The sequence below is a fragment of the Alteromonas sp. WD8-37 genome (assembly GCF_055326825.1).
This window is the reverse complement of record NZ_JBUZOV010000001.1, coordinates 305,014-316,645: the sequence shown is the minus strand read 5'-3', so window position 1 is coordinate 316,645 and position 11,632 is coordinate 305,014. Positions and strand designations below refer to the sequence as shown.

The 11,632-nt window shown below is 52.6% G+C and carries 8 protein-coding genes and 4 tRNA genes; 3 read left to right on the top strand and 9 right to left on the bottom strand.

The features are described from left to right. Nucleotides 1–166: 166 nt before the first annotated feature. A complete protein-coding gene (locus tag ACTUJZ_RS01460; protein WP_463634484.1) occupies nucleotides 167–403 on the top strand; it encodes a hypothetical protein in 237 nt (78 codons plus the stop codon). A 75-nt stretch (nucleotides 404–478) separates the two neighbouring features. Here the strand turns inward: ACTUJZ_RS01460 and ACTUJZ_RS01455 are convergent, their stop codons facing one another. Both ACTUJZ_RS01455 and topA read right to left on the bottom strand, forming a co-directional pair. Then, on the bottom strand, nucleotides 479–1,030 hold the full coding sequence (locus ACTUJZ_RS01455) for a DUF2058 domain-containing protein (protein WP_463634483.1): 552 nt from the start codon (nucleotides 1,028–1,030) through the stop codon (nucleotides 479–481). Between the two features lie 11 nt (nucleotides 1,031–1,041). Beyond that, nucleotides 1,042–3,681, bottom strand: coding sequence for a type I DNA topoisomerase (gene topA / locus ACTUJZ_RS01450; protein WP_463634482.1), 2,640 nt, complete (start codon nucleotides 3,679–3,681; stop codon nucleotides 1,042–1,044). 356 nt (nucleotides 3,682–4,037) lie between these two features. On the opposite strand from topA, the gene astB reads away from it, so the two are divergent. Then, entirely contained in the window at nucleotides 4,038–5,378 is a 1,341-nt protein-coding gene (gene astB / locus ACTUJZ_RS01445) for an N-succinylarginine dihydrolase (protein WP_463634481.1), read from the top strand. Nucleotides 5,379–5,439: 61 nt separating this feature from the next. On the opposite strand, the gene ACTUJZ_RS01440 is transcribed toward astB, so the two are convergent. Beyond that, nucleotides 5,440–7,671: an Ig-like domain-containing protein gene (locus ACTUJZ_RS01440; RefSeq protein ID WP_463634480.1), complete on the bottom strand. Its 2,232-nt coding sequence runs from the start codon at nucleotides 7,669–7,671 to the stop codon at nucleotides 5,440–5,442. A 118-nt stretch (nucleotides 7,672–7,789) separates the two neighbouring features. Between ACTUJZ_RS01440 and ACTUJZ_RS01435 the strand changes: the two genes are divergently transcribed. Continuing rightward, a complete protein-coding gene (locus tag ACTUJZ_RS01435; RefSeq protein ID WP_463634479.1) occupies nucleotides 7,790–9,136 on the top strand; it encodes a dicarboxylate/amino acid:cation symporter in 1,347 nt (448 codons plus the stop codon). A 25-nt stretch (nucleotides 9,137–9,161) separates the two neighbouring features. On the opposite strand, the gene ACTUJZ_RS01430 is transcribed toward ACTUJZ_RS01435, so the two are convergent. The 6 genes from ACTUJZ_RS01430 to ACTUJZ_RS01405 all read right to left on the bottom strand — a co-directional run bounded on the left by ACTUJZ_RS01430 (nucleotide 9,162) and on the right by ACTUJZ_RS01405 (nucleotide 11,554). Next, nucleotides 9,162–10,397, bottom strand: a complete 1,236-nt coding sequence (locus tag ACTUJZ_RS01430; RefSeq protein WP_463634478.1) for a lipoprotein-releasing ABC transporter permease subunit — start codon at nucleotides 10,395–10,397, stop codon at nucleotides 9,162–9,164. Further along, nucleotides 10,394–11,086: a lipoprotein-releasing ABC transporter ATP-binding protein LolD gene (gene lolD, locus ACTUJZ_RS01425; RefSeq protein ID WP_463634477.1), complete on the bottom strand. Its 693-nt coding sequence runs from the start codon at nucleotides 11,084–11,086 to the stop codon at nucleotides 10,394–10,396. Before lolD ends, ACTUJZ_RS01430 begins: the two co-directional genes overlap by 4 nt. Before the next feature lie 84 nt (nucleotides 11,087–11,170). Continuing rightward, nucleotides 11,171–11,247: transfer RNA gene (locus ACTUJZ_RS01420), tRNA-Asp, on the bottom strand. A gap of 27 nt (nucleotides 11,248–11,274) precedes the next feature. Further along, nucleotides 11,275–11,351: transfer RNA gene (locus ACTUJZ_RS01415), tRNA-Asp, on the bottom strand. Nucleotides 11,352–11,374: 23 nt separating this feature from the next. After that, a tRNA-Asp gene (locus ACTUJZ_RS01410) sits at nucleotides 11,375–11,451 on the bottom strand. A gap of 26 nt (nucleotides 11,452–11,477) precedes the next feature. Then, nucleotides 11,478–11,554 (bottom strand) — tRNA-Asp (locus ACTUJZ_RS01405). Between the last annotated feature and the right edge of the window lie 78 nt (nucleotides 11,555–11,632).

The following is an 11,632-nucleotide window of genomic DNA, read 5'->3' as shown; positions in this document are numbered from 1 at the left end:
GCTAAAATCGCAATAGATTAACTTTTTGTTATATAAAGGTTCAGCTTTAGTGAAGATAATTCAATGCTATACTGGCGGCTTTCCTGCCCCCTCAGGTCTGCCTGAGAAGTGACTGGCCGGGCTGCGGCAGGGATGAATATTACAATATTTCGTTAAGGAGAAGTTAATGTCACGGACGGTCGAAATTCAACAACAGCGCAGAGCGCTGCATTCTGTTCAACTTGCTTTTGTCTTGTTACCGGTTGTCGCCCTGTTACTGGGCGTAGCCATAGGCTCTATGATCATAGTTGGTGTGGCCGCTAACAGCTTTTCAGCGGCTATATTAGGCGGTTGTGTGGCTGGTTTGCTGGCAGCTATCTGCTACTACCAAAAACGCCTGAAAAGCTTGTTAGGCGCCAGATAAACATTGCCCCGGCGATATGCCGGGGCAAACAAGTGTCAAGCTTTATTTCTTCGCCAGGCAAGCGATAGCGCTGTATTACCAGGTCAGATCATCCGGGATCTGATAATCGGCATACCAATCATCTTCTTCCTGATGTTGTTCTGCCTGGCTGGTATGCTTATCAGCGCGATGGATCACAGATGCTTCATCACGCTGGGCGATCTTATCGGCCACCGGCATCGGCACCAACCGATACGCGTCATCCAGTTTCACCACTGCCAGCCGGCCTTGGGTTACCTGCACCCGCACCTGCTCACTCACATGCATGCGCTTAACCACATTATCGTCAGTGAAATTTAACACCACATCCGGCTTGCCAGGATCCTGAGTGTTGATGGTAATCAACTGACGCACCTGCGCAGCGATTGAACGCTGCTCACGGGCGGCCTGTTGCTGCTCGTTCAATTCCCGATCGCGGGCTTTTTTGGCTTCTGCAGCTTGTTGCGCAGCGGCGGTGGTTTCATCCACCACCGGCTGTTTTTGTTTATTTTTGAGCTTTTGCTTTTTACGCTTATCCTGCCGCGCCTGTTTGGCCGATGTTTTGTCGGCCAGCCCGGCTTTAAGCAATTGGTCCTGAAGCGATGCCATGGCTCACCCCCTTACTTTGATTTTTTGCGGGTGTCTTTTGCCACCCACTTACCATTATCGTACCAGGCAGACCATCCGGTGGACTTACCATTGTCATTTTCTGACATCACATACTGCTGCTTAGTCTTGCGGCTAAAGCGCACGATGGTGGGGTTGCCATCCGGATCCTGTTGCGGTGCATCAGCCAGATAATGGAATTTCGGCGAAATTCTCTCCCTGAAGCGGGCCAGTTCGGCCACTTTTGGCGCACGAGTCTCACGCGACTTAGGAAAATTATGCGCGGCTAAAAAGATCCCCGATGCGCCATCGCGCAATACGAAGTGGGCATCACTTTTTTCACATTCCAGCTCTGGCAAATCCACGGGATCTTCTTTCGGTGGCGCCGGCTCGCCGCTACGCAGCAATTTACGGGTATTTTTACATTCGTCGTTGGTACAGCCAAAATACTTGCCAAAGCGGCCGTTTTTCAGCTCCATATCATGGCCGCACTTGTCGCACTCGATCAGAGGACCATCATAGCCTTTAATTTTGAAGGTACCAGATTCAACATAAGTGCCATCACAGGTGGGCGCATTACCGCACACATGCAGTTTGCGGGTTTCATCCACCAAATAGCTGTCCATGGCGGTACCGCACTTCTGGCAGCGACGTTTCGCGCGCAACGCTTCGGTTTCTAACTCTTCATCATCATCAACCTTGACCACTTCATCGCCCGGGATCAGGTTCATGGTGTTGGTGCAACGTTCTTTTGGTGGCAGATTATAGCCCGAACAGCCTAAAAACACGCCGGTACTGGCGGTGCGCACGTTCATTTCACGGCCACATTTTTCACAGCTGATACCCGCCGGGATGGCCTGATTCACGCGCATGCCACCTTCATCGGTGTCTTTTTCCGCGGTCAGCAGCTTGTTGTAGAAGTCGGCATAAAAGTCGTTAAGCACCTGCTTCCAGTTTTTGTTTCCGCCGGCGATATCATCGAGCTGTTGCTCCATGTTGGCGGTAAAATCAAAACTCATCAGGTCGTCAAAATTTTCCATCAAACGGTCGTTGACGATCTCACCCATTTTTTCAGCATAGAAACGCTTATTTTCCAGCCGCACATAGCCGCGATCCTGGATGGTCGAAATGATGCTGGCATAGGTTGACGGCCGGCCAATGCCGCGTTTTTCCAGCTCTTTAACCAGCGAAGCTTCATTGTAGCGCGCCACCGGTTTGGTAAAGTGCTGTTTGGGATCCAGGTCTTTGAGCTTCAGGCTATCGCCTTGCTGCACATCTGGAAGTAGCTTGTCTTCTTCGCCTTTTTTACGGACCTGCGGTTGAACCTTGGTCCAACCATCAAAGCGCAGCACCCGGCCTTTAGCCACCAGCTCATAATCGCCAGCGCTGACTTTGACCGTGGTGGCGTCATATTTGGCCGGGGTCATCTGACACGCCACAAACTGGCGCCAGATTAGTTCATACAAACGCTGAGCGTCACGCTCCATATCTCCCAAATGCTCTGATTTGGTAGTGACACTGGACGGACGGATGGCTTCGTGCGCTTCCTGAGCCCCTTCTTTGCTGCCATATCGAATCGGATTCTCCGGCAGATAGCGGCCGCCAAAATTATCGTCGATGTAGCTGCGGCAACTGTCCAGTGCTTCCTGGGACAGATTGGTGGAATCGGTACGCATATAGGTGATGTGACCAGCTTCGTACAAGCGCTGGGCCATCATCATGGTTTTTTTCACCCCAAAGCCTAAGCGGGTGCTGGCCGCTTGCTGTAGCGTGGAGGTGATAAACGGCGCCGACGGCTTACTCTGGGTGGGCCGGGATTCACGGCTGTCTACCACATAATCGGCCTGCTGTAGCTGGGCCACCGCTGTCTCAGCCTGGTCTTTGTTAACCGGCTTAAAGGCGTTGCCCTGATAGCGGTTAACCAGCATGCGCAGCGCTGTGCTGTCAGCAGATTGCAGATCGGCATGGATGTCCCAGAACTCTTCCGGCACAAAGGCTTTGATCTCACGCTCACGCTCTACCACAAGGCGCACCGCCACTGACTGAACGCGGCCGGCAGATAAGCCCCGGGCAACTTTTTTCCACAGCAATGGCGAGACCATAAAGCCCACTACCCGGTCTAAAAAGCGCCGGGCCTGCTGGGCATTAACCCGGTCTACATTGACTTCACCAGGGGCTGAGAACGCTTCCTGAATGGCATTTTTGGTGATTTCGTTAAATACCACACGTTGATACGACTGATTTTTGTTACCCAGCAGTTCGCGTAAATGCCAGGCAATGGCCTCCCCTTCTCTATCCAAATCCGTTGCCAGATAGATAGTGTCGGCATCTTTGGCCAGCTTTTTAAGTTCGTTGACGACCTTTTCTTTGCCCTGCAATACCTGATAGTGAGCTTGCCAGTCATTTTGCGGATCTACGCCCATACGATCCACCAGTTTACGGTACTCGTAATGGCGCAGGTATTCGGCCCGTTCTTCGTCCGAATAGGATTTCAGTTCTTTTGCCGGTTTTTTAGGCTCTACCTTGCCTAAGGCTTTGGTAGGCAAGTCGCGGACATGGCCCACAGAAGATTTTACGATAAAATTTTTACCAAGATATTTATTTATCGTTTTGGCTTTGGCCGGCGACTCGACTATGACCAGTGATTTTGCCATAAAATTGAAATAAACCTGTTTTTAATCATTAGCTTACAGCGCTAATAGAAAGAATTTCGCGTCGTCGTGAATGCCTGAATGACGCCTGTGCTTTTTTAACATATATCGACAAAGTGAATGGAAAACAAGATCTTCTTAATAGTTATTCGGCTAAGCGCTTTTTTCCCGTTCAAATTGCGGCCAATTTTTAACCAACCTGATTGGCATCGCCCGGAAAAGCCGTATAATGCGGGCCATTCCAGCGCGGAATTTACGTGTCTGTGGCTGCAGATTCAACTCAAATTACGCAGCACCGGGCAAAAAAGACCGCCTCCAATTATGGCACATTGTTGTCATTCAGACAGACCGAGGAACGCATGAAGCATTTTGAAGTGAACTTTGACGGCCTGGTAGGACCCACCCACAATTATGCCGGCTTATCGTTTGGTAATGTTGCCTCTTTAAGTAACGCCAATGCCATAAGCAGCCCCCGCCAGGCCGCCAAGCAAGGCCTGGCCAAAGCCAAAGCGCTGGCCGATATGGGCATGACACAGGGCGTACTGGCGCCACAGGAACGGCCTGATCTTAATACCTTGCGTCGTCTGGGCTTTACCGGCTCTGATGCCCGTGTGCTGGAAGCCGCGGCTAAGCAATCGCGCCAGGTGTTCTTGGCATGCTGTTCTGCTTCAAGCATGTGGACCGCCAATGCTGCCACCATTTCGCCCAGTGCGGATACGGCTGATGGCCGGGTGCACTTTACCCCGGCTAACCTGACCAATAAATTTCACCGTTCGCTGGAGCCGCAGGTAACCGGGCGCATTTTAAAAGGCACCTTTGCCAACGATAAATATTTTGCCCATCACACTCATCTGCCGGACAACGAGCATTTTGGTGATGAGGGTGCTGCCAACCATACCCGTTTGTGTAATGAATACGGCCACGCCGGGGTTGAACTGTTTGTGTACGGCCGTTATGCCTTTAACAGCAGCAAGCCGGCGCCGACCCGTTTTCCTGCCCGCCAGACACTGGAAGCCTCTCAGGCTATCGCCCGTCTGCATGGCCTGGATGACGAGTCTACGGTATTTATCCAACAAAACCCGGATGTGATTGACCAGGGCGTATTCCACAATGATGTGATTGCGGTGGGCAACCAGAATGTTCTGTTTTTCCATGAGCAGGCATTTTATGCCAAAGACCAGGCACTGGCCGAGGTACGGCAAAAATTTGGTGATAGCGAATTGCACTTTATTGAAGTACCAACTTCGGCAGTGTCTATCGAAGATGCGGTGAAAACCTATCTATTCAATACCCAGATCATCACCCTGCCCAATGGTGAAATGGCTATCATCGCGCCTACCGAATGTCAGGAAAATCCTGCAGTGTCGCGCTACCTAGATGAGCTGGTCGGCATGAATACGCCCATCAAGCAGGTCAAATATTTTGATGTGAAGCAAAGTATGCGCAATGGCGGCGGCCCCGCGTGTCTGCGTTTGCGTGTTGCCTTAAACGATGACGAGCTGGCGGCAGTCAATCCAAACACGTTGCTTAACGATACCCAGTTTGCACGGTTAAATGCCTGGGTCGACAAGCATTATCGCGACGAGTTGCGCGAGGACGACCTGCGCGACCCGCAGCTACTGATCGAGTCTCGCACAGCGTTAGATGAGCTGACCCAGTTATTGAATATTGGTTCGGTCTACCCGTTCCAGCAAGGCTAATCAGTTAGTCAGATAGACAAAAAACGGTGCCTGTTGGCACCGTTTTTTTTTGGCTTGTATGTTAGTTGGTGATTTCCTGACAAAGCTCTGTGCCATCACCAAACGGGCTGATGGGGGGCGGAGAAGCTTCATCAGATAAGTCACTGGCGGCAACACCCAGCGTGTATTTCATATCGGCGGCTGCCTCACTGCCAGTAGAGCGGGTAAATACCGCGATTTCCACATCGGTAAAGGCACCATACGCTTTGGGATAACGATACTGCAATGTCGCCTGGCCATTAGCATCGGTAGTGCTAATGTTGTCTTTAAACGTGATACTGCCGACGATACCTGGAGTAAGCAGATTATCATTATTAAAGTCTTCTTCAGGCTGCAAAATCCCGTCTTTGTTAATATCTTCATTCATACAGCGTTTTTCGGTGGCCAAATCAAGCAGCCATAACGAACGCTCTTCACTCCACAACCAGGTGCCCTGACGGTATTCGCCGCCGTTGGGGTTACGGTTTGGTGTAACAGAAGCCGTTAGTGATTCTTCGGCCACAGGGCGGCCGGCAGCATCGGTGACAAATACGGTGAATTCTTTTAAGTAGGTGGCAGCGTCCTGGCTTTCTACCAGATTGCCGGTACCAATCGAAATATCAAAAGCACGGTTGCCTACTGTAAGTACTACGCTTCCCTGAGCTGCGGGGTCTTCCACATACTGTGCGGTTACTACCACTGCATCCTCACTGGAAACCGCGCCTGAGGTAAAAACAGTAGAGGCCACGCCATTGCTGTCGGTAGTGGCTTGGGACGGGGCGATAGAACCGGTGCTGGTGTCATCCACATTGAAGCTGATCACGGCATTTTTCACCAGGTTGCCGGCGGCATCGCGCACAATGGCGGTGATGGTGCTGGTCTGGCCATCCGGGCCGACGATATCCGGCGTGGCATCTACCAGCACCGAGTCAGGCATGGTGGCGATAAACTCAATCTGTAATTGTGCGGTCACTTCATCACCATTGTTATCGGTACCGGTGGCGGTGATGGCCGCAAAACCGGCATTGTCAGATTCAATGGTAAACGAAGCCTGGCCACTCGCATCGGTGGTGGTGCTGGCACCGGCGGTAATGGTGCCGCGCGAGGCGGTAAAATCCACCTGGCCGTTGGCAAACGGGCTTTCATCTTTGTTCCAGGTCACGGTTAATACCTGGCTTTGATTCAACTCGATTTCGGCTGCGGGTACGCCGGTGAAGGTAAAATCGTCTTCCTGCACCGTCAGGGTAAATTGCGCCTGGGCATTTAACGCCTCTGCACGGATGGTATCCACCCCGGATGCGCTGCCTTGATACATCACTTCCACCTGACCATTATTGCCACTGGTCACGGTGGTGTTACTCAGGCTGCCGGTATCGGCTGATAAGGTAATAGACTGATTTGCAATGGCCACGCCGTCAGAATCCTGGACCCGCAGGGTCAATGGCACCTGGTCACCTATAATCACCGAGCGCGGGCCATTGATGGTCACTTCAGTGCCGGCAATTTCAACGGTCAGTACCTGGCTCAGTTCGCCCACGGTGGCGGTCAGTTCCACCAGACGGTTTTGCGCATTATTGCGGGTGGATAAGGTGGCCAGCGCACGGCCACTGGCATCGGTCTGGTTCTGGTCCACCTGAATTTCCACGCCAGAGTCGGCCGGCGCAGAGAAGGATACATTGATGCCTTCCATCAATACACTTTGGGCATTTTTCACCAGTGCAGTAAGCTGGGCACTGTCAGAACCGCTGGAGGGCAACTGCACTTTATCGGTAAACAAATTCAGGGTTGCAGGCTGTTCAGCCACCTGGGCGATACCGGATGACGAAAAGGTGGTGGTACCGGCTTCGCCGCCACTGGTGGTTGCGGTAACCTGACCATCGCCGGCCAGATCGCCTACGCTTAAGCCTAATTGCGCGACGCCCTGGTCGTTGGTGCGGGCAGTGCCGGTGTCGTTACTGAAATTGGCCAGCTGGTCGTTGGACAATGAAAAGGTAATCAGGTCGTCGGCTTTAGGGTTGCCGTCTTGATCGGTCACGGTAGCCACCAGAGTCAGGGTATTGCCCTGACTTAAGTCTTTATCGCTCTGGCCATCCGCATTGAGGGTATCCACCGTCACTGTGTACACCGGATCGGCAGTAGTCCCATTACTGCCGGTACTGGTATTGTTGGTTGACCCTGTGGTACTCGAATCACGTTCCAGTGACTCCCCGCCACCACAGCCTGCCAGCATAAAAAGTGCGCTAATACATACCAGCGACTGACCAATTGCACGCATATTCAACTTCCTGAACCTCTATTTCTGGTGAATGGTGTGTTTTCTTGTTAAATCTTTTGTAAATCTGGCACACTACCCGCGTTACGAAGAATAAAAACAGAAGTTTCAGGGAACATTCATGTCTCAAAGCGCACACAAGTATAGTCTGACCACCCGAATCTTTATCGGCATGATCGCCGGGATTTTGATCGGATTTCTGCTTAAACTGGTTTTTGATGATAGCGGAGATTTACGCTTCACGATATTTGGATACACCTTTTCCACGTATAACATTCTGGTAGAAGGTATATTTTCCACTCTCGGCCAAATCTTTATCGCCAGCCTGAAGATGCTGGTGGTGCCCCTGGTATTCGTGTCGCTTATTTGCGGTGTCTCCTCGCTGACCGAGCCCAGCAAACTGGGCCGGCTGGGTGCCAAATCCATCGGCTTATATATTTTCACAACCGCCATCGCAATCACACTGGCCATGAGTCTGGCTTTGATGGTAGCACCGGGCAGTGAAGTCACCCCGCCAGCCGATGTGAGCTATTCCGCTCAGGAAGCGCCGGGCCTGGGTCAGGTGATTCTGGATATGTTCCCCACCAACCCCATCAGTGCCATGGCTGAAGGCAAGATGCTGCAAATCATTATCTTTGCGGTACTGTTTGGTATTGCCATGGCCATGAGTGGCAAAGCCGGCCAGCGGGTGGCCAACTTTTTTGAAGACATTAACCATGTGATCATGCGCCTGGTGACCATCATCATGAACCTCGCCCCCTACGGCGTCTTTGTGCTGATGGCCAAATTGTTTGCCAGTATCGGCGGCGAGATGCTCGGCGGGCTGGCCAAATATTTTGTGCTGGTTCTGGCAGTGCTACTGATCCACGGTCTGGTCACCTATCCTATCCTGCTCAAATCCTTTACCGGCTTAAATCCGGTAATTCTGCTGAAAAAAATGCGCGACGCGGCGCAGTTTGCCTTTACCACTTCCAGCTCCAGCGCCACCTTGCCGGTGACCATGGAAACTGCCCGCAATAAACTGGGTGTGGGTAAATCGGTGTCTTCGTTTACCCTGCCGTTGGGCTCCACCATCAACATGGATGGCACTGCCATCATGCAGGGGGTGGCCACGGTATTTATCGCCCAGGTATATGGCGTGAACCTGGAACTACAGGATTATCTGATGGTGGTATTAACTGCCACGCTGGCTTCTATCGGTACTGCCGGTGTGCCTGGAGTGGGCCTGATTATGCTGGCCATGGTGCTTCAGCAGGTAAACTTGCCGGTGGAGGGTATTGCTTTGATCATTGGCGTAGATCGCTTATTAGATATGACCCGCACCGCCATCAATATTACCGGCGACTGTACTGTGGCCTGTATTATTGCCAAGAGCGAAAATGAACTGGATGAAGCCCGTTACAATGATATGAATGCGGGCCGCGAAGAAGAAGATGTAGACCTAGAGCACTTTGACCGCAATCAGTAAGATTGCGGCCTAGCTTGCTGCCCGGCTAGCCGTTTAACGCGCTGGCCGGGGCCACTTTAGCTGCCCGCGATGCCGGGTATAAGGTCGCCAGCACCACCAACAGCAATGCCACGACCACAGTGACCACCACATCCAGCCATTGCAGCTGGGACGGTAAAAAGTCAATAAAATAGATATCGCCTGACAAGATTTCAGTACCCAGGACGGCTTCTGCGCCTTTCACCAGGGTGGCCAGATTAGGCGCAATCAGTATCGCCAGTACAGTACCCACCGTAATGCCAATCACCCCATTGACCATGCCTTGTAGCATAAATGTGCGGCGGATCAATTGGTCGGTAGCGCCCATGGTTTTTAATATGGCGATTGCTGCACGCTTTTCACGTACCGCCATTACCAGGGTGGACACAATATTAAAACACGCCACGGCTATCACCAGGGTCAGCACAATGTACACCACCACCCTGACCAGCTGGATATCGGTATACAAATGGCCCTGAGTGCGGGTCCAGTCCGACATATACACCGCCTGGGGAAAGCTGTAGCCAATATCGCGCATAATGTTGCGTGCAGCAAACGGGTCGTTAAGCACAAAGCGTAAGCCTTGCGCCCCGGATACAATCCCGGCTTCTTCAGAGGCTTTTTGCAGATGCATCAGGCCCAGATAGTTATCCATTTCCCCGCCAATATCCAGCGCACCGGCAATGCTTAAGCGCACCAGTGATGGCGCTTTAAAGGTCAGGTCGCCGCTGGCGGCAGGCACCAGCACACTGATTTTATCGCCCGGGCTCAACGCCAGCTTGTCCATTAAGCCCTTGCCCAGTAACACACTGTTGGGAGACTGAGTAAATTGTTGCCAGTGAGCCTGAGATACCTGCTGTGACCAGCTGGCCTGGCCGCCGTCAGTGGCCTGGATCCCGGTCAGTTCCACCGGCCGTAGCTGGCCTTTGTGCTGGACCATGCCGGTGATCTTGGTATAGGGCGCCACATCGCTGACGCGGCTGTCCTCAGCCAACTCACCGGCGATTTGCTGCCAGTCCTGGATCCCTTCGTTGGAAACCGAATACAACTCGCCATGGGGAATAATTGCCAGGATCCGCTGGGTCAGCTCGCGCTCAAACCCGTTCATCACACTGAGCAAAGTGATTAGCACAAAACAGCCCAGTCCGATGCCAAATGTAGAGGAAAACGAGATAAAAGAGATATACCGATTGGTTTGCCGGGCCTGGCGAAAGCGCCGGGCCAACTGCCAGGCCAGCCTCATAACGGCGCCCCAGTAGTGGATTGCAGGTGGCCGTCCTGGATGGTCAGGGTACGGTCCATTTTGGCAGCCAGTTCGGTGTCGTGGGTGACCACCACAAAGCTGGTCCCCAGTTGCTGGCTGAGCGATTGCAGCAACTGATAAATTTGTACCCCGGTTTGATGATCGAGGTTACCGGTGGGCTCATCGGCCAGTACCAGCTGCGGATTATTGACCAGCGCCCGGGCAATGGCCACCCGCTGGCGTTCACCACCAGATAAGGCGCCAGGCTTGTGGGTCAGCCGGTGCGACAAGCCCACCCGCTCAAGCATCTCGGCCGCTTGCTGGCGGGCAGCGGAAACCGGCTGCTGGCCAATCAGTAATGGCATGGCAACATTTTCCAGCGCGCTGAATTCAGGCAGTAAATGATGAAACTGGTAGATAAAACCCATTTTCTGATTGCGCAAGGCAGCCAGCCGGGTATTGGATAAGCTGAATAAGGATTGCCCGGCAAAGTGGACCTGGCCGGCAGAAGGCGTATCGAGCCCGCCTAAAATATGTAACAGAGTACTTTTGCCCGAACCGGAACTGCCTAAAATGGCGATGTGTTCGGCGGCATTTACATGAAAGGAGATATTATCCAGCACAGCCGTCTGGGTTGCGCCATCATCGTAGGTTTTGCTGATGTCCGTACAGACAAGTAATGGTTCCATTTTACCTAATCAAACAAGGGTTTTACTTGCTGTGATGGTACCGTGATACGGGCATTGAACCAAGGATTTGATGGACAAAGAAAGTGGCGGAGCGGACGGGACTCGAACCCGCGACCCCCGGCGTGACAGGCCGGTATTCTAACCAACTGAACTACCGCTCCGCAAAGGAAATGATATTGATGCACATGTGGCGGAGCGGACGGGACTCGAACCCGCGACCCCCGGCGTGACAGGCCGGTATTCTAACCAACTGAACTACCGCTCCACACTGGTGCATGCAAAACTAAATGGCGGAGCGGACGGGACTCGAACCCGCGACCCCCGGCGTGACAGGCCGGTATTCTAACCAACTGAACTACCGCTCCGAAGCCTTTAGTTTTTGCTATTGAAGTGGCGGAGCGGACGGGACTCGAACCCGCGACCCCCGGCGTGACAGGCCGGTATTCTAACCAACTGAACTACCGCTCCACTTTTTCAATATTTTCAGTAAGTTGAAACTTGCCCTTAAAGCAGGTTCCCCCTGACTGCGGCGCAGATAATACGAGT